The sequence below is a fragment of the Serratia sp. CY76391 genome (assembly GCF_052166695.1).
GTDB lineage: Bacteria > Pseudomonadota > Gammaproteobacteria > Enterobacterales > Enterobacteriaceae > Serratia > Serratia nematodiphila.
Map to the genome: position 1 here is coordinate 569,047 of NZ_JBJNOJ010000001.1, position 24,598 is coordinate 593,644.

Here is a 24,598-nt window from a genome sequence, read left to right on the forward strand (position 1 = left end):
TGAAAAACAATGAATATAGTAGGAAAGGTGGCGCGACGGGGCGTGGGAGAGCGTGCGGAATGAAAGCGGCGGGCGCGTGGTGCGCCCGCCGTTAAACCGCCAGGATCAGGACACGTGCTGCAGGAACTCCTGCAGACGCGGGCTTGGCGGATGATTGATCAGATCGTGCGGGTTGCCGTCTTCGGCAATCCGGCCCTTGTCGATAAAGATCAGGCGCGACGCCACTTTTTCGGCAAAGCCGACTTCATGGGTAACGATGACCATCGTCATGCCTTCCTCGGCCAGATCCTGCATCACCTTCAGCACTTCATGGCGCAGCTCCGGATCGAGCGCGGAGGTCGGCTCGTCGAACAGCATCATTTTCGGCTTCACCGCCAGCGCGCGCGCGATCGCCACGCGCTGCTGCTGGCCGCCCGACAGTTCGGACGGGTAATGGTGGGCGCGCTCCGCCAGGCCGACCTTGGCCAGCAGTTCGCGCGCCAGCTTTTCCGCATCGGACTTCTTCGAGCCGCGCACGCGGATCGGGCCGAAGGCGACGTTTTCCAGCGCCGTCAGGTGCGGGAACAGATAGAACTGCTGGAACACCATGCCGGCTTCCTGGCGGATCAGCCGATCGTCCACTTTCGGATCGTTGGCTTTCAGGCCGTCGACGATCAGATCGCCGCTGGTGACTTCTTCCAGCTTGTTGATGCAGCGCAGCAGGGTGGATTTGCCGGAGCCGGACGGCCCGATGATCACCACCACTTCGCCTTTGTCGATCTTCAAATCGATGTTGTGCAGCACCTGGGTTTGGCCAAAATGCTTGGAGACGTTTTTAAATTCAATCACAGGATTTTCATCCTTCTTTCCAGACGACGCAGCACGAAGCTCAGCACCAGGGTAATAATCAGATAGATAACCGCCACGGCGCTCCAGATTTCCAGCGCGCGGAAGTTACCGGCAATAATTTCCTGACCCTGACGGGTCAGCTCCGCCACGCCGATCACGATGAACAGCGAGGTGTCTTTGATGCTGATGATCCACTGGTTGCCCAGCGGCGGCAGCATGCGGCGCAGCGCCAGCGGCATAATGACGTAGCGGATGGTTTCGCGGCGCGACAGGCCGAGCGCCAGGCCGGCCTCGCGGAAACCGTTATGGATAGACAGCACCGCGCCGCGGGTGATTTCCGCGATGTAGGCGCCGGAGTTGATCATGATGGTCACCACCGCCGCGGTGAAAGGATCGATGCGCAAATCGGTGAACGCCATCGGCAAGGCGAAGTAGATGAACATCACCTGCACCACGATCGGCGTGCCGCGGATCACTTCGATAAACACCAACGCGATGTGGTTGGCGATCCAACCGCCGTAGGTGCGGGCAAAGCCGGCGACGAGGCCGATGATCAGGCCGCCAATCAGACCGAGGACCGAAATCCACAGGGTCATTTTGGCGCCCTCTAACAAGATAGGAATGGCGGGCCAGATGGCGCTCCAGTCGAACTGCATGATATTTCTCCCGGTGATCCCAAACGTGGGTATCAGATACAACAAAGCGCAGGGGGTAAGCGCCCCCTGTGCTTAAGTTAATAGCTTGCCAAATTCACAGCTTACTTAGGTTCGGTGCCGAACCACTTCTTGTAAATCTCGTTATAGGTGCCGTTCTCGCGCAGCGTTTTCAGCGCGCCGTTCACCTTCTCGCGCAGCTCGTCGCTGCCTTTAGGGAAGGCGATGCCATACTGCTGCGCTTCCAGCGAATCGCCGACGGTTTTGAACTTGCCGGCGCCGGCCGTCTTAATGAAGTATAGGATGTTTGGCGTGTCGTGCAGCACCGCGTCGGCGCGCTTGGTGCCCAGTTCCATGTAGGCGTTGTCGATGTTAGGGAACTGACGCAGATCCTTGGTTTTGATGTGCTGCTTGGCGTAATCCACCGAGCCGGTGCCGCTCTTCACCGCCACCACTTTGCCGTTCAGATCGTCGATGCTTTTCACGCTGTTGTTGTCGGCGTTGACCATCACCAGCAGGCCGCTCTTGTAGTAGCCGTCGGAGAAATCGATGGCTTTCTTGCGCTCATCGGTGATGGTGATGCCGGCCAGCGCCAGATCGACGTTTTTGGTCTGCAGCGCCGGAATGATGCCGCCGAAGTCCATCGGTTTCAGGGTGTAGTCCAACTTCAGCTCTTTGGCGACCGCGGCCCACAGGTCGATGTCGAAGCCGACGTATTTGTCGCCTTGTTTGAACTCAAAAGGAACGAAAGCGGTGTCGGTGGCAACCACCAGTTTGTCTGCTGCGTGGGAACTTACGGCAAAGGCCAGAGAGAGTGCGGCCAGGGAGACTTTAAAAATCGACTTCATGAGAGGAATTCCTGTACAGGTTGCGGATTACCCATTTTTTATATTGCAGTTGGTGCCATGAAAAAATCGTGCCATGTTTTCAACTAATATAAAAACAAAGAGTTACTGCGTGATGTTGTGCCGTGACGGCGAATAGTTATGATTGCGCACCACAATGAGGCACCGAAATGGTGCGTAAGAATTATCTTGGTGCACGAGGCTATCATTAACCAAATTTTGGCTGTGAAACAACCGTTCTTTAACGTTTTTGCTTCAATATTGATAACTAACTCTAACTTTCATGATCCATTGACGGTGCAAGCGTGACTGCGAGAGGGGAAAAAGGGGAGCAGATAATGCTAGCGCAACTGGCTGTCTTTGCTGCCGCGCCGGTTGTACAGGCTGGTGGCCGCGTGTTTTTTGTCTTGTTCGGCCTGGCAGGCGACGCAAAAACGCACCCCTTTCAGCGCCTGGCGGCGCGCCTCGGGGATCGGTTCTCCGCATTCCTGGCAATAGCGTTCGCTCTCGCCGTGCCCGAGCGCTTCACGCGCGCGCTGCACCGCATCGTCGATGGTGGAATCAATCTGATCTTGTACGGCGCCGTCCGCCGCCCAGCCGCTGGCCATCATCACCTCCTGGCAAGGAAACCCTACCGTTTAATATGGGCCGTTTTTTGTACAATGCAACGGTCGCGCAAAAGAAAACAGGCCGGGCAAAGCCCAGCCTGCGCTGCCCGGAACGACGGGCGATCTGCAACGCTTTCGCGTTATTCGATATTGGATTCGATGAACCACAGGAACTTGTCCAGATCGCGCGAGGCAGCGGTGAACATATCGGCGGTGTCTTCGTCTTCCACTTCGGTAATGGCTTTGCGGATGTCATTCGCGACTGCGCCGTAGCGATCGGCCAGCGCTTTCAGGTGCTCTTGCACGCTGTGGATATTGGTCGGGTAGCTTTTCAGCGGCGTGCGATCGTTGACCACCTGTACGGTGCCCAGCGCCACGCCACCCAGCTGCACCACGCGCTCGGCGAAGGTGTCCTGATGCTCGATAATGGCGGTGCGGAAGCCGTCCAGCATTTCATGGACCGCGATGAAGTTCGCGCCGCGCATGTTCCAGTGCGCCTGTTTGGTGATCAACGAAAGATCGATGAATTGCACGACCTGATGGTTCAGCGCCTTGATGGCGGCCAGTTTAACTTTTTCGTCCAGATCGTTACGGGTATACAGCAGATCAGAAGATTTCGTTTTCACCAGTTTAGCGGTACTCATATTAGATATCCTCTTGATTAGTCGTTGTCCTATTTCGTTACGGGATTAATTATAGCAGGGATGTTTATTTTTGCCGCACGAAAATGGCTATTGCACAAATAGGGGGGGCCTAATGGCAATATTTTTATTTGTTTTTTTCTATTGTGTAATTTTATGAATTTTATTGTTATTTTGTTTTTATTATTATTTTTGTCAGTGACAATTTATCCCCGTTATCTTATTTTCTGCGGGCGCGCAGGAGGTTTGGTTAAATATCCACTTTGTTATCGGGGTGTTAATACCAAGCCTATTCAGATTGATAGGCGTAATTGATACGGCTAAAGTATGGAAATTATCCCCAGTCTTTATTGGCGAGTGATGAAAATTAACGTCGTCGGCACCAGCGGCAGCGGTAAAAGCACCCTGGCGCGTCAACTGGCGGAACGTCTTGACGTTCCCTATATCGAGATGGACAGACTCTATTGGCGGCCCGAGTGGCAGGGGACGCCCGATGGCGCGTTTCTGGCGCGGCTTGAGCAGACGCTGGCCGAAGCGGGAGGAGGCTGGGTGCTGGACGGCAACTACAGCCGCACGCAACCGATCAAGTGGCGCGAGGTCGATTATATCCTGTGGCTGGACTACGGTTTCTGCCGCACGCTGTGGCAGGCCGTGCGCCGCGCGTACCGCCGCGCGGCCAGCAAAAGCGAGCTGTGGCCGGGCACCGGCAATCGGGAAAGTTTCCGCCGTTCTTTCTTTAGCCGCGAGTCGATCGTGCTGTGGACGATCCGCACTTACTCGAAGAACCGGCGAAAATACCTGGCGGAGATGGCCCGTACCGATATAGGGGGCCGTTTCAAGCGCTTGCGCTCTCCCCGCCAGGCCGCCGATTTTCTACGGACGCTGCCGCAGGCTCACAGCAGCAGGCGGTGATGGATCCTCACCACCGCTTTTTTGATGTGCTGCGGCCGCTGCCACAGGCAGCCGGTCTTATGCGGTTCCATCTGGAAAAAGATCGCGAACATGCCGTGCGTCATGTGCAGCGTTTGCGGGTGGCGTTTGATGTCCAGCAGCAGCAGATCGCTATTTTCTGCATGCGGATGTTCGCGATGCCAGTCGCCCGCCAGGCCGTATTCGATGCGTTCTTCGCCGCTGATCAGCAGATGCAGCGCAATGTACTCCTGATGCATTTCGGCGCGCTTTTCCGCCGTAGGCACGGTGGTCAGCGTCATCACGTCCATAAAGACGTTGTCGCCGTCGATCGGGTGATGGCCCAGCGCCAGTTCGGGCAGGTCGCATCGGCGCAACTCGGTCAGGGTTGAAACCAGCGCCGGCGCGAGTCCGCGGCCGAAGCGTGGGTTGAACAGGCTGTTGTGAATCACTGTTATTCTCCATGTGAGCGAAAGTCCAAAGAACCTGCGATACAGGCTAAGGGGAAGTATGCCGATTTGTCACGAGGAAAACAGTTAACCCGCCTGCATTCCGGCGTTGCGGACGGCAGGCGAGTCAGGCGATCAGGAAAGGCTTTCGAGGCGCGGTTTGGGGCGAATGGTCAGGGCGGAACCCATGGAGGCGGCGATAATCGCTGCCAGCGCCAACCATTGTACGCCGCTCAGGTGTTCGCCGAGGAACAGCATGCCGGACAGCGCCGCCATCGCCGGCTCCAGGCTCATTAAGGTGCCGAAAGTGCGCGCCGGAATTTTGGGCAGCGCGATGATCTCCAGCGAATAAGGCAGCGCGGTGGAGAGGATCGCCACCGCCAGCGCCACCGGCAGAATATCGAGGTTGAACAGCACGCTGCCGGTTTGCCAGGCGCCGATCGGGCAGAACACCAGCGCGGCGATCAACGAACCGAGCGCCACCGTGCCGGGGCCGTGATCGCCGCCGGCCTTTTGGCCGAAAATGATATAGACCGCCCAGCAGGCGCCGGCGCCGAGCGCACAGGCGGCGCCGAACGGATCGATCCCGCCTACGCCGTGGCCGAGCGGCAACAGGAACCACAACCCGGCGATCGCCAGCGCCACCCAGAGAAAGTCGATCGGCCGCCGCGACGAGAACATGGCCACCGCCAACGGGCCGGTAAACTCCAGCGCCACGGCGATGCCGAGCGGCACGGTACGCAGCGAAAGGTAGAACAGGTAGTTCATCGCGCCGAGCGACAGGCCGTAAATCAGCAGCGGCAAGCGGCTGCCGGCGACGATGCGCATACGCCACGGGCGGAAGATAATGAACAGAATCAGGGTGCCGATGAAAAGACGCAGCGTCGTAATGCCTTCCGCGCCCACGATCGGGAACAGGCTTTTGGCCAACGAGGCACCGCTTTGGATAGACACCATGGCGATGATTAACAGACAGATGGGCAGCAGCGCGGAGGGCGCTTTGCCGGAAGTAGATAACGACATCCTTAACGGACCTTTTTTGCGCCGTTCCTCAGCCTTGAGAAAACGGTCGAAACGGGGATGTGAGCAGTGTAAATGAAATGGCGAAAATCTGTCTGAGAAAAGCGCGCATCGCGGTGAAATCCGCCGATCCTCGGATGAGATGTGGCGAATTTGGTCAAAAAGTGTGCTTTTTCTTAAGAATTATCTGGATATTAAATTGGTGATTTTTGTCACAGAAAGCCGTAGAATACGGCCGAAAATAGAGCGAAAAGAAGCAGATACACTGTTCTTGAAATCTTCTGTTACACGATATAAAGCATTAGACACTCATTTCAAGGCAGAGTTTCACGCTAATTTTTGTTATATTTTCAAAGCATGAACAAATGGATGTACTTAATAATAAAACGCGTTTGAGGTGGTTATGAAAAAAATTGCATGTCTTTCCGCAGTAGCAGCTTGCGTATTAGCAGTTAGCGCAGGTACCGCATTCGCTGGTCAGAGCACCGTATCCGCTGGCTATGCGCAGGGTGATCTCCAAGGCGTTGCTAACAAGGCCAACGGTTTCAACCTGAAATACCGTTACGAGTTCGACAACAACCCACTGGGTGTGATCGGCTCCTTCACCCACCTGGAAAAAAATCGTTCTGAAAGCGGTTTCTACAAGAAATCTCAGTACGATTCCATCACCGCAGGTCCAGCTTACCGCTTCAACGACTGGGCGAGCATCTACGGTGTGATCGGTGTTGGCTACGGCAAAAACATCGACAACGCCCAGGCTGGCGGTAACAAAGGTGGCAACAGCGACTACGGCTTCACCTACGGTGCAGGTCTGCAGTTCAACCCAATCGAAAACGTTGCCCTGGACGTTGGCTACGAGCAGAGCCGCATCCGCAGCGTGGACGTTGGCAGCTGGAACGTTGGCGTAGGCTACCGCTTCTAAGATTTCTTCATGCCTGCGGGCGTGAATGCGCGGCACAGGTTGCCGCGCGGATAAAAAATCCGCCTTCGGGCGGATTTTTTTTTATCTGTCATTAGCCGCTGCGTCCCGTCGGCTGCGTCGAAAAGCGCGCGCTGCGGGCATCGCGCTCATAGCCTTGCGGTTCGGTCAGTAAACCGTACAGCTCGGGGCGGCGTCCGTAAATCCAGCGGCGTCCGGTACTGAGCGGGATCAGCGTCAGATCGAGATCGGCACTGACCAGCCGGTCTTCCGCCGCCCAGGTCTCCGCTACGATGCGGCCGTAGGGATCGAGGATCATCGCATTGCCGGTGCGTACCTCATCGTCATCGCGGCCCACGCCGTTGCTGAATAACAAAAACAGCCCGTTGTCATGAGCGCGCGAGGGCAGCCAGCGCATCAGCCAGCCGCGGCCGTGTTCGCCGCGAAAGGCGGCTTCTATCGCCTGCGGATCTTCCGCTCGCCGCTGCCACAGCGCCTGTGGGATCGGCTTCATGCCGTGCGGGCTGCGCGAATGGGTGCCGCCGGTCTGGTGTGGGGCCATCAACACCTCCGCGCCCAGCAGCGCCGTCGCGCGCACATTCTCCACCAGATTGTTGTCCCAACAGATCAATACGCCCACGCGCACGCCCCAGGGAGTGTCGAACACCGTATAGCGATCGCCGCTGGCGATAGCCGAGTGTTCGAAGGCGTGCAGTTTACGGTGCACATGCAGCGCGCCGTCCGGCAGGCATACGGCGTAGGCGTTGTAGCAACGGCCGTCGTCGCCCAGCTCGATCAGCCCGACGCCGATCGCCATATTGTAACGCTCAGCCAGCGGGCGAATGCGCGCCAGCGAAGGGCTGGACGCGATCGGTTCCGCCAGCGCCCGCACTTCGGCGTCGGACAGATGGCGCACGTGCCAATAGCCGGTGATACACATTTCCGGGAAGGCCAGCAGCTGTACCTGCTGCTCGGCCGCCTGAGCGATAAAGCGCTCGATGGTCGACAGGTTGTAATTCTTATCGTTGGCGCGATGCTGGAATTGCACCGTGGCGGCGCGTAATGTGATGGTCATGGTGTTTCTCCGATGAGGGTCTGCGTTGATTACAGCAGGTGGTTTGATTACTGTATAATCAATTAAATTCCCTATTCGATAACCTAATGGAATGGATATAAAACAACTGCGCGCCCTGGTGGCGCTGGCTGAACAGGGCAACTATCGGCAGGCGGCGAGCCGGCTATGCATCAGCCAACCGGCGCTGAGCAAGCAAATTCAGGCGCTGGAAACCCAGCTCGGCGTTCGAGTGTTCGAGCGTGGCCGACAGGGGGCGGTGCTCACCGCCGGCGGGCAGCGGCTCTACCCGGAAGCGCAGGCGCTGGTGGAGCAGTACCAGCAGTTTCAGCGGCGCGCGCGGCGGGTGGCGCTCGGGGAAGCGGGGCGGCTGGCGCTGGGATTTGGCCTTTCCAGCTTTCATCTGGCGCCGCAGCTGGTGGCGGCCTTTCGCCAACGGTTTCCCGAGGTGGCGATCGGCCTGGAGGACTTGCCGTCGGAACGCCAGTATCAGCTGTTGCTGCAGGGAGAGTTGCAGGCGGGGTTCGTGCGCTTGCCGGTCAACACGCCGCTGTGCGGCGTGGCATTGCTGAGCGATCGGTTGGTGCTGGCCGCGCCGGGCGCGCTGGCGCTGCGCGCCGACGATCTGATGGCGCGTTTCAATCAGCTGCCGCTGTTGCAGCTGACTCCCAAACGCGGGCGCGGGCTGAGCGATCAGTCGCTGCGGTTTATCGCCGCCCACCGGTTGACGCCGAACGTGGTGCAGCAGGCCGGCGATATCCAGACGTTGCTGGCGCTGGTTGCCGCCGGCGTCGGTGTCGCGCTGCTGCCGCACAGCATCACGCATATCGCGCCGGCCGGCATCGACATTTTACCGCTGAGCGGCGAGGAGACGGAGTGGCAGGTCGGTATCGCCTGGGATCCGCAGCGCGCCGATGCGCTGCGGGACAACTTCATTCAGACGGCGTTGGCGGCGCAACGCGCTTAGGCATTCAAAGCGGGCAATGCATCACGACGATCGGGCTCTGGTGATACTCGCTGCGGTGGCTTTCGCTAAAGCCGACTTTTTTCGCCAGCGCCAGCGAAGCCTGGTTTTCCGGTGAGATGATGCAGACGGTTTGCTTGCCGGGCAGGTGCGTTTTACCCCAGGCCAGCGCCGCCCGCAGCGCCTCGGTGGCGTAGCCTTTGCCGTGCGCCGAGCTCACCAGCGTCCAGCCCATTTCCGGCGCGTCGAGCGCCGGGGTGATGTCACGCAGGAAGTTGGAGAAGCCGATGCTGCCGAGATACTCGCCGCTCTGTTTGTCACGCATCGCCCAATACCCGTATCCCAACAGCGCCCAGTGGCCGACGTAGCGCATCAGGCGCCCCCAGGAGTCTTCCCGGTCGCGCGGCGTGCCGCCGATATAGCGCACCACCAGCGGATCGGCCCACAGCGCGGCCAGCGAGTCGAAGTCGTCCAGCGTGTGCGCGTCCAGCCGCAGGCGTTCGGTGATAAGCGTTGGCGCGGTGTTGATTACGGTCATGTTGCTGCTCCTGCACAGGGTGAAAGGCGATGAAAAACAACGGCGTTCAGTATGCCAGAGAAATCACACCGCCAGCCACAACAGCCAGGTGAACAGAAAGCCGCTCAGGCCGAGCAGGGTGGTCAGCACCGTCCAGGTCTTCAGGCCATCGGCCACCGACAGCCCCAGATAGCGCGTGACGATCCAAAAACCGGAGTCGTTGACGTGGGAAAGCCCCAGCCCGCCAAAACAGGTTGCCAGCGTCACCAGCACCAGCTGCAGCTGATTCAACCCGCTGACCGCTTCCGACAACAGGCCGCCGGTGGTCAGGATCGCCACGGTGGCGGAACCCTGCGAAGCGCGCAGCGCCAGCGAAATGATAAATGCGGCGGGCACCAGCGGCAGGCCAATGGCCGTCAGTACTTCGGCCAGCGCCTTGCCGACGCCGGATTCCACCAGCACCTTGCCGAACACGCCGCCCGCGCCGGTCACCAGGATCACCACCGCGGCGGTCGGCAGCGCGGCGCCCATCACGTCACCGGCGTGTTGCAGGCTCCAGCCGCGGCGCAGCGCCAGGAAGTAGAAGGCCAGCAGCAGGGCTATCATCAGCGCCACCGCCGGCGACCCCAGCAGAGACAGCGCATCGCGCAGCGCCGAGCCTGCCGGCAACAGCGTGGCGGAGACGGTGCCGAGCATGATGATAGCGATTGGGATGACGATCAGCGCCGCCACCAGGCCAGCGCCGGGCGGGTTGATGCGATCGCTGAGCGGCGCTCGCCCTTCCGGCCGCGGCTCCGGCGCCGCCAGCTGCAGCTGTTCCAGCACCTCTATCGACAACGGATAGGTTTTGCGGTTGAGGTAGTTGGCGGCGAAATAGCCGATCGCGCCGACCGGAATACAGATCGCGAGGCCGATGATGGTCAGCCAACCGATGTCGGCGTTGAGCAGGCCGGCGGCGGCGACCGGGCCGGGGTGCGGCGGCAGCGCGACGTGTACCGTTAACATCACGCCGGCCATCGGCAGGCCGAACTTCAGCGGCGACACTTTGGCGACCTTGGCGAAGCCGTAAATAATCGGCGCCAGAATGATAAAGCCGACGTCGAAGAAGACCGGAATGCCGAGGATAAATGCGGCGAGGGTCAGCGCGGCGACGGTATGTTTCGGCCCCAGCCCCTGGCTGAAGCGTTGCGCCAGCGACTCGGCGCCGCCCGAGTGTTCGATCATGCGCCCGAGCATCGCCCCCAGACCGATGATGATGGTCACCGAGCCGAGCACGCCGCCCATCCCGGCGGTCATCACTTTCATCACTTCACCGGTCGGAATGCCGCTGGCCAACGCCACCAGCAGACTGACCACCAACAGCGCGACAAAGGGTTGCACCTTCGCCTTAATCACCATCAATAACAGCAGCACCACGCCGAGTACGGCAATCAGCAACAGCAGAGAGGTAGACATGAAAAAAGCCTTTCGTTGGGTAAGCGTTGGGCACCGCGATCGCCGCGTGGCGATACGGGTGCGTTTCATTGTTATAAAATCGTTTTCCTGGTGTCGGCGTGCGACGTTAGCGGTAAGGCTTCAGCCAGCCGAGCCCGGCGGCGGTGTCGCCGCGCGGCCGGTATTCGCAACCGATCCAGCCCTGATAGCCGAGCGCATCCAGCCTGTCGAACAGCCACGGGTAATTCAGTTCGCCCTCGTCCGGTTCGTGACGATCCGGCACTGAGGCTATCTGGATATGCGCGTAGCGCCCGGCCAGCGTCTCCAGCAGCCCGCTGATATTGCCGTCCACTAACTGCGCGTGGAAAAAGTCGAACTGAATGAACACGTTCGGTCTCGCTATCGCCTTCACCACCGCCGCCGCCTGATGTTGACTGGCGAACAGGTAGTCGGGCTTGACCGGTGGGCTGAGCGCTTCGATCAGCACCTTGACGCCGTGCGGGGCGAAGGCGTCGGCGGCATAGCGCGCATTGGCGATAAAGGTGTCGAGATAACGTTGCCGATCCGCACCCGCGGGCACCACGCCGGCCATCAGATGCACGCAGGGACAGGCGAGGGCGATGGCGTAGGCCAGCGCGCGATCGATATCAGCGCGCGCATCTTGCTCGCGGCCCGGCAGCGCCGCCAGCCCCCATTCGCCGGCGGTGACATCGCCGGGCGCGGTATTGAACAGCACCTGTTGCAGGCCGTGTTCGCGCAGCTTTTCGGCCAACAGCTCGGCGGGATGCTCGTAAGGGAACAGGAATTCCACCGCGCTGAAGCCTTGTTCGGCAGCGGCAGCGAAGCGCTCGAGGAACGGCACTTCGTTAAACATCATCGATAAATTGGCGGCAAATTTAGGCATGGGTCAGCTCCGTAATTCGGCAATTTCATCATCGGTCAAATAGCGGATAGGACGATCGCCGAGGGTGAAGATCAGCCGCGCCGCATCTTCCATCTCTTCGGTATTGTCCGCCGCCGCTCGCAGGTCTTTACCGGTCACCACCGGCCCGTGGTTGGCCAGTAAAAAGGCGCGGTGGGCCGGCGCCAGGCGCGCCAGATCCTGCGCCAGCCTTTCGTCGCCAGGGCGATAGTAGGGTACCACCGGCACCTTGCCGACGCGCATCACCACATAGGGGGTGAACGGTTTGATGGCGTTGTCGACGTCCAGCCCTTGCAGGCAAGAGAGCGCCGTGAGGTAGGTGCAATGCAGGTGCACCACCGCTTTGCATTCCGGATTGTTCAGATACAGCGCTCGGTGAAAGCTGATCTCTTTTGACGGCTTGTCGCCGGACAGCCAATCGCCGTTCAGGCTCACTTTAGACAGGCGATCGGCCTGCAGCTCGCCCAGGCAAGAGCCGGTCGGCGTTGCCAGCAGCGCGCCGTCCGGCAGCAACAGTGAGAGGTTGCCGGCGGAACCGGTGGCGTAGCCGCGTTGGAAAAACGAGGCGCCGAGACGCACCATCTCTTCGCGCGCTTGCTGTTCGGTCGTCATGGTCATACTGGAAACTCCGTTTGCGCGCGCGAGAAGAAGGCTTCATCGCCAAAATTGCCTGATTTCAGCGCCAGGGAAATCGCCCGATCGCTGGCGCGCACCCAGGGAACGCCGGGAGAAATGCTGGGGCCAATATGGAAGCCGCGAATGCCCAGCGCCTGCGTGACCACGCCGGAGGTTTCGCCGCCGGCGACGATAAAGCGGTTGAATCCCAACTGGCGCAGTTGCACCACCAATTCGGCGAACAGCGCTTCCACCGCTTCGCTGGCGGCGGCGCCGTGCTGCCGTTGCGTTTGCTGCAGCGCTTCCGGCGGCGCAGTGGCGTAGATCAGCGGGGCAAGCGCCTCCCCGGCGTGATGCTGCGCCCAGTGCGCCAACTCGGCGGCGTAGGCGGCGCGTGCCTGTGGTTCGAGGCAGCGGCCGATATCGATGGCCTGTGCCGAAGCGCGCTCGCGGTAGTGCGCCACCTGCCGGTTAGTCATCACAGAACACGAGCCCGACAGCACTGCTGCCTTTTCCCCCTGCGGCGCGCCGGCCGCCTCTGCCGAACGAGCGCCGCTTTGCGCCCATTGCCGCGCCAGACCGATCGCCAGGCCCGAACCGCCGGTCACCAGCTTCATCGTTTTCAACGCTTCACCCTGAATGAGCAGATGCCGCTCGTTGAGCGTATCCAGCACCGCGTAGCGCACGCCTTCCTGCGCCAGTTGGCGCAGCTTCTCGCTGACCGCCTCGGCGCCGCGATCCATTTCCGCCGCCGTCACCAGCCCGCAGCGCCCGGCGGCCTGGGATTCCATCAGGCGCAGCAGGTTGCTGTCGGTCATCGGCGTGACCGGGTGATGACGCATGCCGGATTCAGACAACAGCTGTTCCCCGACGAACAGGTGGCCCTGATAGACAGTGCGGCCGTTTACCGGCAACGCCGGTGAGACAACCGTGAAATTTTCCCCCAGCGCGGTGAGCAGGGCGTCGGTCACCGGGCCGATATTGCCCTGTGCGGTGCTGTCGAAAGTGGAGCAGTATTTGAAGTAGAACTGACGGCAGCCCTGTTTTTGCAACCAGGCCAGTGCCTGCAACGACTGTTCGACCGCCTGTTCTGCCGGGCAGGAACGCGATTTCAGGCTGATGACCGCCGCCTGTGCGTTTACCTGCGTTTCGTCCTGCGGCACGCCGTTCAGCTGCACCGTCGGCAGGCCGTTTTGCACCAGAAAACTGGCGATGTCGGTCGCGCCGGTAAAGTCATCCGCGATTACGCCAAGCAGCATCAGAGCGCCTCCTTTTTTTGCGGCAGATCGATGCCGGCAAAGATTTTGATTACCGCACTGTCGTCTTCTTTACCGTAACCGGCGTTGCTGGCGGCGGTAAACATGGTGAAAGCGGTGGAGGCCAGCGGCAGCGGGAAGTGCAGCGCCCTGGCGGTATCCGCCACCAGCCCCAGATCCTTGACGAAGATATCCACCGCCGATTTGGGCGTATAGTCGCCGTCGACCACGTGGCGCATGCGATTTTCGAACATCCAGGAGTTGCCGGCGGCGTGGGTGACCACGTCGTACATCACGTCCAGCGGGATGCCGGCGCGGGCGGCCAGCGCCATGGCTTCGGCGCCGGCGGCGATGTGCACGCCGGCCAACAGCTGGTGGATGATTTTTACCGTCGCGCCCAGACCGATGGTCTCGCCGATGCGATAAACTTTGCCGGCGATGGCGTCCAGCACGGGTTGCAGACGCTCGAAGGTGGCGTCGGCGCCGGCGGCCATCACCGTCATCTGGCCTTCCTCCGCCTTGGCCGCTCCGCCGGAAACCGGCGCGTCCAGCATTGGTAGCCCGTAGTCCAGCAGCCGTTGCTCGATCTGTTTGGCGTCATCGGCGGAAATGGTCGAAGAGACCATCACCGCAGTGCCTGGCTTGAGCTTTGGCGCCAGGCCTTGTTCGCCGAACAGGATCTGTTTCACTTGGACGGCGTTCACCACCAGCAGCAGCACGGCGTCCAACTCGGCCGCGAAGTCGCACGCGCTGGTAGACGCTTGTTGCGCGCCGGCCTGCTGCAGCGTCGCCAGCGCCTGTGGATTCAGGTCCGCCCCGTAGGTGGTCAATCCGGCGCGAAGGCACGAACGCGCCGCGCCCATGCCCATCGCGCCCAGTCCGATGATGCAGACGGCATAATTCCCTGGGTGTGTCATACTGCACTCCTGTTAATTTTAGTGATAATTTGTTTTGTTGTGTTAAATGTAAGCGCTTGACGACGGTTTATCCGCGATCGCTATCACAATAATTAACAATGTGTGAAACGGATTTTTCGTCTGATTTCTGGCCTGAATTAACATTACTATTCTGTTTTTAAATAAGTTTATGTTTACCTGGTCTAACTGCGTGCGCCGTCACGCCGCGAAAAATTAGGGCTATCGGCGAACGAAAATTGACGTAAAATCACAATTATTATCACCGCAGCAACGAGAGGGAACCGTGATACCTGTAGAACGCCATCAACAAATTCTTGCGCTGGTATCCGAACGCGGCGTCGTCAGCATTGCCGAGCTGACCGAACGGCTGGGGGTGTCGCACATGACGATCCGCCGTGATTTGCAAAAACTGGAGGAACAGGGCGCGGTGCAGTCGGTCTCGGGCGGCGTGCAGGCGCCCGAGCGGGTGGCGAGCGAACCTTCGCACCAGGCCAAAGAGGGGATGTTCGGCCGGCAGAAAATCGCCATTGGCCGGCTGGCGGCGCGGCAAATTCCCGCCAACAGCTGTATCTATCTGGATGCCGGCACCACCACGCTGGCGCTGGCGAAACAGATCGGTGAACGTGACGATTTGACGGTGGTGACCAACGACTTTGTCATCGCCGGCTTCCTGATCGAACACAGCCAGTGCCGAATCATCCACACCGGCGGCACCGTGTGCCGGGAAAACCGCTCCTGCGTCGGCGAAGCGGCGGCGCAGGCACTGCGCGGTCTGTTTATCGATCTGGCGTTCATCTCCGCCTCTTCGTGGAGCATGCGCGGCCTGTCGACGCCGAACGAAGACAAGGTGATGGTGAAGAAGGCCATCGTCGAGGCCAGCCGCCGCCGCATTCTGCTCAGCGATACGTCCAAATACGGCAAGGTCGCGACCTACCTGGCGCTGCCGATCGCCGCCTTTGACGCCGTCATTACCGACGAGGGGTTGCCCGCCGCCGCGCGGGAGGCCATTGAGCAAGCGGGGATTGCATTGCTGACGGCGGGAGAAGAGGAATAAGAACGAAGCGGAATCAGGATGAAAGTTCGGTATCGATGCCACGTGCGGGCGCTTCACTTGCTTCAACGCCGCCGCGTTCACGCCATTCGCGGCGCCTTTGTTCAGCCCATTCTTCGTGGAAGGCTTGCATCTCTTTTTGATGCCGTTCCTTTATGCTCATAGGGTTTGGGTGGGATTCTGCCGTTAACAGGCGGGATTTCGATGACATATAATCCGTCCTCAATAAGCGCTTGGTTGTACAAATAATGTACGTGATGCGCGTGTTTTTTCAAGAGCGAGTCATAAATTCTGGCTAGCGCTGGCCTGAGCGGTACACTGAAAACCAATCTCGCTTGGTATTGCGCCACAAAAGTGACGATCGCCAGGCCGATGCCATTAATGAAGAGTTGTTCTCGTTCATATCGGGTGTATGCCATCCTGGTATAGGTATCAAATAAGGATCTGGTTACTTCGGCGCGGTTTTCCAATGCTCTTACATCGTACAATTCCATGACGTAAGCATTGTCCAATACTTCCGAGGCAGGATAAGCCCCAATAAGCCATTGACGCATCCTTAACGTCGCTTTTTTAAAATCAAGGTAATACGCAGCTACGCTGCTGGCTTTTTTATAAACCGTTATTCGGTACCTATACTCCGTGACAGGTCGTGCATTGATCTCCTTAACATCAATCTCCATGATAAAATCCTTTTTACTATTATTTTTCCTATAGTTATCCCCTTTGTGACGAACAGATTATTAACCGCGGCGGAGAGGCTCCTCCAGCCGTCGATGAGGCTTATGCGCAGTGCCGCGCAAAACTAAATGCCGCTGAACCAGTTGTAGCCCTGATCTTCCCAGTAGCCGCCCGGATTGACGTCGCTGACGAAGATCGCGGCGATATGTTTGGCGTTTTTGAACCCCAACTTGGTTGGCACGCGCAGCCGCAGCGGGTAGCCATAGTCCGCCGGCAGCGCCTTGCCGCCGAAATCCAGCGCCAGGATGGTCTGCGGGTGCAGCGCGGTGGCCATGTCGAGGCTGGAGTAGTAACGATCGGCGCATTTGAAGCCGACATAACCGGCATTCAGATCCGCGCCGACATGCTGCAGAAAGGTGCGCAGCGGCACGCCGCCCCATTGGCCAATGGCGCTCCACCCCTCAATGCAGATCAGGCGCGTGATTTGGTTTTGCTGCGGCAGCCGCTGCAACTGTTCCAGCGTCCAGGGCGCTTTTTTCTCCACTTTCCCCGCGACCTCAAGCCGATAGCCGGCGAGATCGACCTCGGGGACGTTATATTCCGGGTAAAACGCGTTGAAGGGGAAAGGGTGGGTAATTTGATCGGGCCGATAAGTTTGCGCCAGCCGCTGGCGGCTGAACAGCCAGGCTTGCACCCGGTCGTTCCAGCGCGACATGGCCCACAGCACCTTATCCACCCGATCGCCGTCTTGCAGGTTGCAACCGGTAAGCATGGCGATGCCGCCCAGCGTCAGGCCGGAACGCAGCATCAGGCGGCGCTGCAGATTGACCAACTGCTTTTTTTGGTCCGGTTCCAGTTTTGGCGCGGTTGCCCGCGGTTTTTTCTCATTCATGTTTGCCACCCGTTATCATCGCCCACAGCGTTTTGGGTACGACGATCACCATGAAGACGTGGATCGCCACGAACAGACCGATGCCGGCCATGGCGAAGAAATGCACGTAGCGCGCGAAATCGAAGCCGCCAAACAGGGCGACCAATCCCTGCAGCTGAACCGGCTTCCAAATCGCCAGGCCGGACAGCACCAGCAATAGGCCCAGCGCCAGTACGCCGAGGTACATCAGTTTCTGAATGGCGTTATAGTGGCCATGCCGGTGGCGCAGGCGCAGCGTCAACGCCAGCCAGATATCCTGCCGCAGCGCGCCGATGCGAAGCGGCAACAGATCGCGGCGAAAATGACCGCTGAGCAGGCTCCACAGCAGATAGCAGACGGCGTTGAGCACCAATAGCCACATCACCGCCAAATGCCAACCAATCGCGCCGCCCAGCCAACCGCCCAGCGTCATCTGCGGCGGAAAGCGGAAATCGAACAGCGGCGAGGCGTTGTAGATTTCCCAACCGCTCATGAACATGCACGCCATGGCGAACAGGTTGATCCAATGAGTGATGCGAACCGGCCAGCGATGCACCGGCGGCGACGCGTTGGTCTTCATGGCATTCCTCCGGTTACATCGGCGGCACGGTGCCGTCTTTGCCGGCGGAAATGCGGGTGGCGACGCGCTCGCCCTTTTCGTTGGCGGCGGAGAATAGCACGATGTGCACGCCCGGTTTCAGCAGGCTCAGATCGCCCGGATCCAGCGTCACGATCGGCACGTCTTCCGGCACGACAACGGTTTTCTGCTGGTTGCCGTAGGTGACGGTCAGGGTACGGCCGTTGGATTTCACCAGTTTGCCGACGGTGCCGTTAGTCATGGTGTCCACTTTGCCGTCGGCGGATTCCCAGGCAGAGTGCCCTTCGCCGGTGCCGCGCAGGCTGGCGGCGAACACGTGCACCTCCAGCGCTTTGAGCGTGCCGTCCGGCTGCGGCACGGCGGCGGTGCCGATAAAACTGTCCGGTTTGATGTCGTCCAGCGTGGCTTTGGAAACGCTGAGCACTTTGGTCTGATCGTTCAGCTTGACGCTGAGGTTCTCGCCCTTGCGATCGGTCAGCTGCAGATTACCGTCGGCAACTTGGCTGATGGTGCCGCGCAGCGGCGCAATCACCTTGCCCGGCGGCTGGGCGGCGGCGGCCAAGCCGCTGGACAGCAGCAAGGTGGATAACAGTAAACCGGCTATACGATGACGGGTAATCATAACGTTCTCCTGAAATGAGTTTGCCGGTTAAGCATGGTTGACCTACTGGGTCAGCGCCATGGCCGTTTGATGACATTAATGTCATCAAGTTTGTCCGCCGAAGCTGCTAGTATTTTTGCAGACGTAACGAGGTGGCGAGCATGCGAATACTGGTAGTTGAAGACGATATCGGCACAGGGGATTACCTGAAGAAAGGGCTCGGGGAAGCGGGCTACGGTGTCGATTTGGCGCGCACCGGCACCGACGGGCTGTTTCGCGCGTTGGAGCAGGATTACGATGCGATCGTGCTCGACGTGATGCTGCCGGGGCTGGACGGCTGGCAGATCATCGAGGTGTTGCGCAAGAAAAGCGACGTGCCGATCCTGTTTCTCACCGCCCGCGACGGCGTACAGGATCGCATCCACGGTCTGGAGCTGGGCGCGGACGACTATCTTATCAAACCGTTTTCCTTTACCGAGCTGGTGCTGCGTTTGCGCACCTTGCTGCGCCGCGGGCCGGCGCGCGAAGCCGATCATTACGCCATCGCCGATCTGCAGTTGGACGTGCTGCGCCGCCGGGCAGTGCGCCAGGATCAGGTGATCCCGCTGACCAATAAAGAATTCATGTTGCTGCATCTGCTGGTGCGGCGCGAAGGCGAAGTGCTGTCGCGCACGCAGATCGCCTCCCAGGTGTGGGACATGAATTTCGACAGCGACACTAATGTGGTTGATGTGGCGATCAAACGCCTGCGCGCCAAAATCGACCGGCCGTTCGACGTCAAGCTGATCCACAGCGTGCGCGGCATCGGCTATGTTTGCGAGCCGCGCTCGTGAACGCCCGCGCTTCACGCCGGCCGGTGTCGCTGACGCTGCGCACCGCCATGCTGTTCGCGCTGGTGGCCGCCTGCGTGGTGAGCGGGGCGGGCTGGTATCTGTTCGGCGCCATGCGTCAGGAAATGACGCTCCGCAGCGATCTGCAGGTGACCGGGCGCGTAGAGTATTTCCGCCATTTACTGGGGCAGCGCTTTCCTTTGGCGCGTCTGACGGCTAATAACGGCCTGTTCGAAAATATGCTGGGCAATGAACAGGATGTGTTGATTTTCCAAATTCCGGGGCAAAAACCGCTCATCAATGTGAATCCGGCCAGGGTGGCCCTGCCGCCGATCGCGCCGACGCCGCCCGAACAGGCGCAGACGCTGGCCGCCGTGCGCGGCGGGGAAACGGCGCAGGGGGTGCCGCTGCGAGCGGCGTCGGCAATGGTGCGCCTGGAAGACGGCAGTTTGCTGCAGATTTCCGCCGCGCACGTGATGGTCAACGAACAGAAAATGCTGGCGCGCTACCTGTGGCGCATTGTCGCGGCGGTCGTTGTGGCTTTCCTGCTGATTGCGCTGCTGGGCTATGGGGTCATGCGCCGCGGATTGCGGCCGCTATGGCGCATGGCGGCGCAGGCGTCGGAGATCGCGCCCAATACATTGTCGACGCGCCTCAGTGAACAGGGGGCGCCGAAGGAGTTACAGCAATTGACCCGGGCGTTTAATGCGATGCTCGATCGGTTGAATGAAGGCTATCAGCGGCTGACGCAGTTTTCCGCCGATCTGGCCCATGAGATCCGCACCCCGGTGGGCGCGTTGATGGGCCAGTGTCAGGTGGCGCTGTATCAACCCCGCAGCGTGGAGGAGTACGAAACCCTATTGTCGAACAATATGGATGAGCTGGAGCGTATTTCGCGCATGGTGGAAAACATCCTGTTTCTGGCGCGCGCCGGTGAGGCGCAGTCCGCGCTGAACTACAGTCGTCTGGATGTGGCGGTCGAGCTGCGGCGGGTGGCGGATTACTTCGAAGGGCTGGCGGAAGAACGCGGCATCGCGCTGAACTGCGAAGGGGAAGGCGAGCTGAAGGCGGACGCGATGTTGTTCCAGCGGGCGCTGAGCAATCTGGTGGCCAACGCGGTGCGCTATGCCGATGAAAACAGCCTGATCGTATTGCGGGCTGAACGGCGCGCCGATGCCTGGTGGGTGCAGGTCATCAATCAGGGGCCGCCGATCGCGGCGGCACAGCTGGAAAAACTGTTCGATCGTTTCTACCGCGCCGATCCCGCGCGCAGCGCCGGCAGCCATGCCAGCGGCCTCGGGCTGTCTATCGTACGCGCCATCATGACGCTGCACGGCGGTGAGGTGCGCGCGCAGTGTTCCGATGGCCGAGGTTCTGCTTGCTTGACCTTTAGCCTGATATTCCCCTCATCAGTTCAATGAGCTACCGCGAATGTTTTCGCCTGTTGTGGAAAACGCGACAGGCGTCATTCGTAAGTTTTTCCTTTCATTATTGTTTCCCATCGCCTTGGCTGAACCTAAAATTTAACATTTGCGTCGCGGCAAACGCGTTAATTCATCGGGCTAATGCGGATGGACTGCGGTCTGTGATTACGCTCAACATTCACGTGTTATTATTTTTTTATTAAAATTTAGTTCTGCGGTCTTTTTTTGAGATGATTTTCCTTAAAATTGATAATTTGCGACACAAAAAACTAACTTTGTGGTTTTTGTCGCGTCAATATATCAATGAATGTGGTGATTGGTTAACCTTTGGTTATGGTTTGCAAGAAAAATCCTATATAAACGGTGGTGAGGTGACAAAGCGTATTTCGTGGCGTTAATTGAGTGGTTTTTCTTGCCTGTGCTTGGGTATTTTCGCGAATTACCTGATTAAATATTTATTTAATATTTCATTAACATTTGACGCCAAACTATAAATTATCGCTATAGTGAAAACATGTGAATAAAATGAAATATAGATTTAATGACCATATTCTCTTTGACGCAGACACCAGAACCCTTAGCCCAACAGATTTTTCTGACGATCCCATATCCATATCCAGTCCTTCCAAACGGTTGTTGCTGCTGTTGATTGCCCACCATGGCGAGGCCGTAGGGCGTGAACTGATATTCAAGAAGGTCTGGGACGATTACGGCATGGTGTCCAGCAATAATAATCTTAATCAGTGCGTCAGCAAATTGCGTCGGGTGATTAAAAACCTTGGCGTCGAGGATGAGGTCATTGTTACGGTTCCTAAAGTGGGCTTTATGTTGCGTGATGAGATTACCATCGAGTCTTATGAGGACGCGGAAGATATTCACGACGCGGAGTCTGCCGCGGCTGTGCCGGGATCTGCGCCCGCAGCGGCGGTCAATCCGGCGTCCGACACCGTCATCGACGGGGTCTCTTCTCATCTTGGTTATTCCCGCCGTGGGTGGCTGATGTTCAGCGCGATGGTTCTGGGGGGGATCCTCATGGCTATTGCTGTCACGGTCTATTTCAGCGGCTCGGGGGCCCGGCAGGAGAGCTACCTGGGAAAGTCAGGTAACTGTAAGGTTTTCATGTCGTTGCCTGATGCCTCGGCGACGGTCAACGCCAGCCTGAATCGGGATATTCTGGCTTACGCCGCGCACCAAACGGGAGAATGCAACGGCGATGAGTTTTTGCTGGTGGTGCGCAGCAATCAGGTCAGGGCTTACATTTCCGGTATTTCCCGCTTATTCCTGCTGCGCTGCAAGATCTTGCGTGAACATAAAATGGAGATCTGTTCAGGATTGGAAAGCGACAATGCCGAGTTTATTAATTGACCATTGATAGCCGCCGCCCAACGCGATTGAAGGATGGTGGATATGACAAAAATATTACAGTGTTGAAATAGAACGTTCGACTTTCATTTGGCGGGTTGCCGTGTGGCGCTTACGAGAGGTATTTCCCTTTCTCTACCGCTTTCTACCTCATTATGGTGATTATGTATGGTTAAAGCCGATTTCGGTGATGCGCTGCTATTTTTCGAACCCAGCTATTTAGTGAGAAGAGGAATGGAAGCATTTCTCGTTACCCAATCAAGTGACAGCTATTTTATCGACACCTTGAGGGAGCTGGAAGGAGTATTGAAAGAGGGAAAGCCTCGCGCGCTTATAATGGAGTTATATCATCAGAGAGAATATTTGTATGATGTATTACGGTTCGTTCTGACGGCAAAAAATGTTTGGCCGGAAATTCCCTTGGTGATTTTCACCGCGGTAGAACACCCCGGTATATTAGCGTTGTTGGCGGCAGATGCCCGCATAGCGATAGTGGCAAAGGGGGAGCCATTGCACTGCCTGAGTGACGCCATTGCGGCTGCGGGCATGTTCTCCGGCTATCGTTCCCCGCATATTCGCGCCGGCTTGGTGTATTCGGCAGCCGCATTATCTGACAGTGAATGGCGAGTTTTGGCCATGATGGTTGCTGGCGCATCCCCACGAAGCATCGCCAACGTGACCCGGAGAAGTTACAAAACCATAAGCTCCCATAAACTGAATATTATGCGAAAACTGGGTCTCAATCAGGCCGGCTTTATGCGGCTTATTCTTTCCCTGAGAACCCGGTACCCTTCCTGACACAGGGCGAGAAGCCCCCCTTTTTCTCTACAGCGGCCGATCTGGATTGGCTGCTGCCCCCTGCGTAAATCCAATCAATCTTTTCCCTCACCGAACAACGCCGGCGCTGAAATTTCACACGGCCATGGGAAGGGCGAACAGAGCGTATTTGTGGTTAAACAATAACCGCCCTGCAGGGGTTAAACCACAATTTGATTGTGCTTTCATCAAAGGCTTAACCCGTTTTTTAATGTGATTGATGGGGGTTAAAACATTAATGTTGGAATTTAAATCTAAATATTTGAACTTTAACAGTTAATGATTCTTTTTTGATCGGTCGGGGATATTCTTGTGGCGTCAAGCAGACTGGCTAAACGCAGTGATGCAAACGGCTGGCTGAGAATGGACGAAAGAAAGAAAACATATTCAACATTGAAGGGAGTTATACCATGAAGAAAATGACACTGGCTCTGGCGATCGTTTCCGCCTTTGCAGCGGTCAGCACTGCTCAAGCCGCCGACGTTACCGCTCAGGCGCTGGCAACCTGGTCTGCAACTGCCAAGAAAGACACCACCAGCAAACTGGTTGTGACGCCGATTGGCAGCCTGGCCTTCAACTATGCAGAAGGCATTAAGGGTTTCAACAGCCAGAAAGGCCTGTTTGACGTCACCGTGGAAGGCGATACCACGGCCACCGCTTTCAAACTGACCTCAAAATTGGTCTCCAATACGCTGACTCAGCTGGACACTTCCGGTTCTACGCTGGAAGTCGGGGTGAACTATAACGGAGCGGTGGTCGGGAAAACGGCTGAAACCACCATGATCGACACCACCGCCGGCATTTTGGGCGGCAATCTGAGCGCCCTGTCCAATGCCTACAACCAGGCCGGCCGCACCAGCGCGCAGGATCAGTTCACCTTCAGCATCATCGGCGCGACGTCAAACGGCACCACCGCCGTCACGGATTTCAGCACGCTGCCGGAAGGTATCTGGAGCGGCGACGTCAGCGTCGAGTTCAACGCGACCTGGACTTCCTAATCCCCCGAACGATTCTGCATCTGGCAGGGGGGAGACCTCCTGCTATTTATCGCTCATCAACGCCAGTGGAATACCGCAATGACACGCTTTTCTCTCGCCGTCACCCTGATGTTAATGCTGCTGCGGCCGGCTTTGGCGCTCGATGTGGGTGAGATCAGCACCTTCATGCCTGGCGACAGCGCGCGCCTGAGCAAGGAAATCAAAAACACCACCGACAGCGGCCGGCTGGTGACCATCAAGATCGAACGCATTTCCAGTCCCCTGGCCTCCGGTACGGTGATCCCGATGAGCAGCCGGGATGAAATGCTGCTGTCGCCCGCCAGCCTGATCTTGCCGGCCAACGCCAGCGATGTGATCCGCTTTTACTACAAGGGGCCGAATGATGCCCAGGAGCGTTACTACCGCATCGTTTGGTTCGATCAGGCGTTGAGCGAGGCGGGGCAAAACTCCGCTCGGCGTAATGCCGTGGCCACCACGTCGGCGCGCATCGGCACCATTTTGGTGGTGGCGCCTCGGCAGGATCGCTTCGCCTATCAGTTCGCTAACGGACGGATCAAAAACACCGGCAACGCCACGTTCAAAGTGGTGGCCTACGGCAATTGCAGGAACAAGCAAGACGGCAGCGACTGCAAGGAAAACTATTTCGTGATGCCGGGGAAGGATCGCGCCTTCAGCAAGGTTGACGTCAACGATAAAAAAGGACGCGTCGCGCTGTGGCACGGCGAACAGTTTATCCCGGTGAAGTAATGCGCGCGTTATCC

The 24,598-nt window shown here is 58.4% G+C and carries 28 protein-coding genes; 10 read left to right on the top strand and 18 right to left on the bottom strand.

Features of this window, described 5'->3' with window-relative positions:
* Positions 1-105 precede the first annotated feature (105 nt).
* The 5 genes from glnQ to dps all read right to left on the bottom strand — a co-directional run bounded on the left by glnQ (position 106) and on the right by dps (position 3,578).
* Positions 106-828, bottom strand: a complete 723-nt coding sequence (gene glnQ, locus ACJ8PN_RS02985) for a glutamine ABC transporter ATP-binding protein GlnQ (RefSeq protein WP_442534599.1) — start codon at positions 826-828, stop codon at positions 106-108.
* A complete protein-coding gene (gene glnP / locus ACJ8PN_RS02990; protein ID WP_004939229.1) occupies positions 825-1,484 on the bottom strand; it encodes a glutamine ABC transporter permease GlnP in 660 nt (219 codons plus the stop codon). Before glnP ends, glnQ begins: the two co-directional genes overlap by 4 nt.
* A 101-nt stretch (positions 1,485-1,585) precedes the next feature.
* Positions 1,586-2,329 carry a glutamine ABC transporter substrate-binding protein GlnH gene (gene glnH, locus ACJ8PN_RS02995; RefSeq protein ID WP_004939223.1) on the bottom strand — a complete coding sequence of 248 codons (744 nt, stop codon included), beginning with the start codon at positions 2,327-2,329 and terminating at the stop codon, positions 1,586-1,588.
* 338 nt (positions 2,330-2,667) lie between these two features.
* Positions 2,668-2,934, bottom strand: a complete 267-nt coding sequence (locus tag ACJ8PN_RS03000) for a DksA/TraR family C4-type zinc finger protein (RefSeq protein WP_351107246.1) — start codon at positions 2,932-2,934, stop codon at positions 2,668-2,670.
* A gap of 140 nt (positions 2,935-3,074) precedes the next feature.
* The gene (gene dps / locus ACJ8PN_RS03005) at positions 3,075-3,578 is read right to left on the bottom strand and encodes a DNA starvation/stationary phase protection protein Dps (RefSeq protein WP_004939215.1); all 504 of its coding nucleotides are present in this window, start codon (positions 3,576-3,578) and stop codon (positions 3,075-3,077) included.
* A 357-nt stretch (positions 3,579-3,935) separates the two neighbouring features.
* Between dps and ACJ8PN_RS03010 the strand changes: the two genes are divergently transcribed.
* Positions 3,936-4,487, top strand: a complete 552-nt coding sequence (locus ACJ8PN_RS03010) for a shikimate kinase (RefSeq protein ID WP_082996940.1) — start codon at positions 3,936-3,938, stop codon at positions 4,485-4,487.
* On the opposite strand, the gene nanQ is transcribed toward ACJ8PN_RS03010, so the two are convergent.
* Positions 4,469-4,936 carry an N-acetylneuraminate anomerase gene (nanQ, locus tag ACJ8PN_RS03015; RefSeq protein WP_171453613.1) on the bottom strand — a complete coding sequence of 156 codons (468 nt, stop codon included), beginning with the start codon at positions 4,934-4,936 and terminating at the stop codon, positions 4,469-4,471. The two genes, ACJ8PN_RS03010 and nanQ, sit on opposite strands and share 19 nt — an antisense overlap.
* 132 nt (positions 4,937-5,068) lie before the next feature.
* Positions 5,069-5,956: a threonine/homoserine exporter RhtA gene (rhtA, locus tag ACJ8PN_RS03020; RefSeq protein ID WP_351106431.1), complete on the bottom strand. Its 888-nt coding sequence runs from the start codon at positions 5,954-5,956 to the stop codon at positions 5,069-5,071.
* A 400-nt stretch (positions 5,957-6,356) separates the two neighbouring features.
* On the opposite strand from rhtA, the gene ompX reads away from it, so the two are divergent.
* On the top strand, positions 6,357-6,875 hold the full coding sequence (gene ompX, locus ACJ8PN_RS03025) for an outer membrane protein OmpX (RefSeq protein ID WP_004939201.1): 519 nt from the start codon (positions 6,357-6,359) through the stop codon (positions 6,873-6,875).
* A gap of 91 nt (positions 6,876-6,966) precedes the next feature.
* Here the strand turns inward: ompX and ACJ8PN_RS03030 are convergent, their stop codons facing one another.
* Positions 6,967-7,947, bottom strand: coding sequence for a nitrilase family protein (locus ACJ8PN_RS03030; RefSeq protein ID WP_351106434.1), 981 nt, complete (start codon positions 7,945-7,947; stop codon positions 6,967-6,969).
* Between the two features lie 91 nt (positions 7,948-8,038).
* Between ACJ8PN_RS03030 and ACJ8PN_RS03035 the strand changes: the two genes are divergently transcribed.
* Positions 8,039-8,911 (top strand): LysR family transcriptional regulator, encoded by an 873-nt coding sequence (locus tag ACJ8PN_RS03035; protein ID WP_004939197.1) that lies wholly within the window; start codon positions 8,039-8,041, stop codon positions 8,909-8,911.
* A gap of 4 nt (positions 8,912-8,915) precedes the next feature.
* On the opposite strand, the gene ACJ8PN_RS03040 is transcribed toward ACJ8PN_RS03035, so the two are convergent.
* From ACJ8PN_RS03040 to ltnD, 6 genes are all read right to left on the bottom strand, one after another.
* Positions 8,916-9,446 (bottom strand): GNAT family N-acetyltransferase, encoded by a 531-nt coding sequence (locus ACJ8PN_RS03040; protein ID WP_351106437.1) that lies wholly within the window; start codon positions 9,444-9,446, stop codon positions 8,916-8,918.
* Between the two features lie 63 nt (positions 9,447-9,509).
* A complete protein-coding gene (locus tag ACJ8PN_RS03045; RefSeq protein WP_015377160.1) occupies positions 9,510-10,880 on the bottom strand; it encodes a GntP family transporter in 1,371 nt (456 codons plus the stop codon).
* Positions 10,881-10,986: 106 nt separating this feature from the next.
* Positions 10,987-11,763 carry an HPr family phosphocarrier protein gene (locus ACJ8PN_RS03050; protein WP_351106440.1) on the bottom strand — a complete coding sequence of 259 codons (777 nt, stop codon included), beginning with the start codon at positions 11,761-11,763 and terminating at the stop codon, positions 10,987-10,989.
* 3 nt (positions 11,764-11,766) lie between these two features.
* Entirely contained in the window at positions 11,767-12,399 is a 633-nt protein-coding gene (gene otnC, locus ACJ8PN_RS03055; protein WP_049187305.1) for a 3-oxo-tetronate 4-phosphate decarboxylase, read from the bottom strand.
* Entirely contained in the window at positions 12,396-13,655 is a 1,260-nt protein-coding gene (gene otnK / locus ACJ8PN_RS03060) for a 3-oxo-tetronate kinase (RefSeq protein WP_301340697.1), read from the bottom strand. The genes otnC and otnK overlap by 4 nt, the downstream gene beginning before the upstream one ends.
* Positions 13,655-14,569 carry an L-threonate dehydrogenase gene (gene ltnD / locus ACJ8PN_RS03065; RefSeq protein WP_171453618.1) on the bottom strand — a complete coding sequence of 305 codons (915 nt, stop codon included), beginning with the start codon at positions 14,567-14,569 and terminating at the stop codon, positions 13,655-13,657. Before ltnD ends, otnK begins: the two co-directional genes overlap by 1 nt.
* A 283-nt stretch (positions 14,570-14,852) precedes the next feature.
* Here ltnD and ygbI point away from each other — a divergent pair, with 283 nt between their 5' ends.
* Positions 14,853-15,623 carry a DNA-binding transcriptional repressor YgbI gene (ygbI, locus tag ACJ8PN_RS03070; RefSeq protein ID WP_171453619.1) on the top strand — a complete coding sequence of 257 codons (771 nt, stop codon included), beginning with the start codon at positions 14,853-14,855 and terminating at the stop codon, positions 15,621-15,623.
* Between the two features lie 101 nt (positions 15,624-15,724).
* Here the strand turns inward: ygbI and ACJ8PN_RS03075 are convergent, their stop codons facing one another.
* The 4 genes from ACJ8PN_RS03075 to ACJ8PN_RS03090 all read right to left on the bottom strand — a co-directional run bounded on the left by ACJ8PN_RS03075 (position 15,725) and on the right by ACJ8PN_RS03090 (position 18,428).
* Entirely contained in the window at positions 15,725-16,300 is a 576-nt protein-coding gene (locus ACJ8PN_RS03075) for a hypothetical protein (RefSeq protein ID WP_411261613.1), read from the bottom strand.
* 122 nt (positions 16,301-16,422) lie between these two features.
* Complete coding sequence (locus ACJ8PN_RS03080) at positions 16,423-17,190, bottom strand: molybdopterin-dependent oxidoreductase (RefSeq protein ID WP_442534600.1); 768 nt, start codon at positions 17,188-17,190, stop codon at positions 16,423-16,425.
* The gene (locus tag ACJ8PN_RS03085; protein WP_351106451.1) at positions 17,183-17,788 is read right to left on the bottom strand and encodes a cytochrome b/b6 domain-containing protein; all 606 of its coding nucleotides are present in this window, start codon (positions 17,786-17,788) and stop codon (positions 17,183-17,185) included. The genes ACJ8PN_RS03080 and ACJ8PN_RS03085 overlap by 8 nt, the downstream gene beginning before the upstream one ends.
* A 13-nt stretch (positions 17,789-17,801) precedes the next feature.
* Positions 17,802-18,428 (bottom strand): hypothetical protein, encoded by a 627-nt coding sequence (locus tag ACJ8PN_RS03090; RefSeq protein ID WP_437189147.1) that lies wholly within the window; start codon positions 18,426-18,428, stop codon positions 17,802-17,804.
* Positions 18,429-18,568: 140 nt separating this feature from the next.
* Between ACJ8PN_RS03090 and ACJ8PN_RS03095 the strand changes: the two genes are divergently transcribed.
* From ACJ8PN_RS03095 to ACJ8PN_RS03120, 6 genes are all read left to right on the top strand, one after another.
* Positions 18,569-19,240: a heavy metal response regulator transcription factor gene (locus ACJ8PN_RS03095; RefSeq protein ID WP_021504273.1), complete on the top strand. Its 672-nt coding sequence runs from the start codon at positions 18,569-18,571 to the stop codon at positions 19,238-19,240.
* A complete protein-coding gene (locus ACJ8PN_RS03100; protein WP_004939156.1) occupies positions 19,237-20,658 on the top strand; it encodes a heavy metal sensor histidine kinase in 1,422 nt (473 codons plus the stop codon). The genes ACJ8PN_RS03095 and ACJ8PN_RS03100 overlap by 4 nt, the downstream gene beginning before the upstream one ends.
* A gap of 528 nt (positions 20,659-21,186) precedes the next feature.
* A complete protein-coding gene (locus tag ACJ8PN_RS03105; RefSeq protein WP_442534761.1) occupies positions 21,187-22,026 on the top strand; it encodes a winged helix-turn-helix domain-containing protein in 840 nt (279 codons plus the stop codon).
* A gap of 165 nt (positions 22,027-22,191) precedes the next feature.
* Positions 22,192-22,821 carry a helix-turn-helix transcriptional regulator gene (locus ACJ8PN_RS03110; RefSeq protein WP_131164484.1) on the top strand — a complete coding sequence of 210 codons (630 nt, stop codon included), beginning with the start codon at positions 22,192-22,194 and terminating at the stop codon, positions 22,819-22,821.
* Positions 22,822-23,249: 428 nt separating this feature from the next.
* Complete coding sequence (ecpA, locus tag ACJ8PN_RS03115; protein WP_004939148.1) at positions 23,250-23,837, top strand: common pilus major fimbrillin subunit EcpA; 588 nt, start codon at positions 23,250-23,252, stop codon at positions 23,835-23,837.
* Positions 23,838-23,915: 78 nt separating this feature from the next.
* Positions 23,916-24,584: a hypothetical protein gene (locus ACJ8PN_RS03120; protein WP_004939145.1), complete on the top strand. Its 669-nt coding sequence runs from the start codon at positions 23,916-23,918 to the stop codon at positions 24,582-24,584.
* Positions 24,585-24,598: the final 14 nt, after the last annotated feature.

Excerpts from the sequence above, each read along its gene's own strand:
- glnP (WP_004939229.1), bottom strand. The coding sequence starts at position 1,484 with ATGCAGTTCGACTGGAGCGCCATCTGGCCCGCCATTCCTATCTTGTTA.
- glnH (WP_004939223.1), bottom strand. The coding sequence starts at position 2,329 with ATGAAGTCGATTTTTAAAGTCTCCCTGGCCGCACTCTCTCTGGCCTTT.
- ACJ8PN_RS03000 (WP_351107246.1), bottom strand. The coding sequence starts at position 2,934 with ATGGCCAGCGGCTGGGCGGCGGACGGCGCCGTACAAGATCAGATTGAT.
- dps (WP_004939215.1), bottom strand. The coding sequence starts at position 3,578 with ATGAGTACCGCTAAACTGGTGAAAACGAAATCTTCTGATCTGCTGTAT.
- ACJ8PN_RS03010 (WP_082996940.1), top strand. The coding sequence starts at position 3,936 with ATGAAAATTAACGTCGTCGGCACCAGCGGCAGCGGTAAAAGCACCCTG.
- rhtA (WP_351106431.1), bottom strand. The coding sequence starts at position 5,956 with ATGTCGTTATCTACTTCCGGCAAAGCGCCCTCCGCGCTGCTGCCCATC.
- ompX (WP_004939201.1), top strand. The coding sequence starts at position 6,357 with ATGAAAAAAATTGCATGTCTTTCCGCAGTAGCAGCTTGCGTATTAGCA.
- ACJ8PN_RS03030 (WP_351106434.1), bottom strand. The coding sequence starts at position 7,947 with ATGACCATCACATTACGCGCCGCCACGGTGCAATTCCAGCATCGCGCC.
- ACJ8PN_RS03035 (WP_004939197.1), top strand. The coding sequence starts at position 8,039 with ATGGATATAAAACAACTGCGCGCCCTGGTGGCGCTGGCTGAACAGGGC.
- ACJ8PN_RS03040 (WP_351106437.1), bottom strand. The coding sequence starts at position 9,446 with ATGACCGTAATCAACACCGCGCCAACGCTTATCACCGAACGCCTGCGG.
- ACJ8PN_RS03045 (WP_015377160.1), bottom strand. The coding sequence starts at position 10,880 with ATGTCTACCTCTCTGCTGTTGCTGATTGCCGTACTCGGCGTGGTGCTG.
- ACJ8PN_RS03050 (WP_351106440.1), bottom strand. The coding sequence starts at position 11,763 with ATGCCTAAATTTGCCGCCAATTTATCGATGATGTTTAACGAAGTGCCG.
- otnC (WP_049187305.1), bottom strand. The coding sequence starts at position 12,399 with ATGACCATGACGACCGAACAGCAAGCGCGCGAAGAGATGGTGCGTCTC.
- otnK (WP_301340697.1), bottom strand. The coding sequence starts at position 13,655 with ATGCTGCTTGGCGTAATCGCGGATGACTTTACCGGCGCGACCGACATC.
- ltnD (WP_171453618.1), bottom strand. The coding sequence starts at position 14,569 with ATGACACACCCAGGGAATTATGCCGTCTGCATCATCGGACTGGGCGCG.
- ACJ8PN_RS03075 (WP_411261613.1), bottom strand. The coding sequence starts at position 16,300 with ATGGAGATTGATGTTAAGGAGATCAATGCACGACCTGTCACGGAGTAT.
- ACJ8PN_RS03080 (WP_442534600.1), bottom strand. The coding sequence starts at position 17,190 with ATGAATGAGAAAAAACCGCGGGCAACCGCGCCAAAACTGGAACCGGAC.
- ACJ8PN_RS03085 (WP_351106451.1), bottom strand. The coding sequence starts at position 17,788 with ATGAAGACCAACGCGTCGCCGCCGGTGCATCGCTGGCCGGTTCGCATC.
- ACJ8PN_RS03090 (WP_437189147.1), bottom strand. The coding sequence starts at position 18,428 with ATGATTACCCGTCATCGTATAGCCGGTTTACTGTTATCCACCTTGCTG.
- ACJ8PN_RS03095 (WP_021504273.1), top strand. The coding sequence starts at position 18,569 with ATGCGAATACTGGTAGTTGAAGACGATATCGGCACAGGGGATTACCTG.
- ACJ8PN_RS03105 (WP_442534761.1), top strand. The coding sequence starts at position 21,187 with ATGAAATATAGATTTAATGACCATATTCTCTTTGACGCAGACACCAGA.
- ACJ8PN_RS03110 (WP_131164484.1), top strand. The coding sequence starts at position 22,192 with ATGGTTAAAGCCGATTTCGGTGATGCGCTGCTATTTTTCGAACCCAGC.
- ecpA (WP_004939148.1), top strand. The coding sequence starts at position 23,250 with ATGAAGAAAATGACACTGGCTCTGGCGATCGTTTCCGCCTTTGCAGCG.
- ACJ8PN_RS03120 (WP_004939145.1), top strand. The coding sequence starts at position 23,916 with ATGACACGCTTTTCTCTCGCCGTCACCCTGATGTTAATGCTGCTGCGG.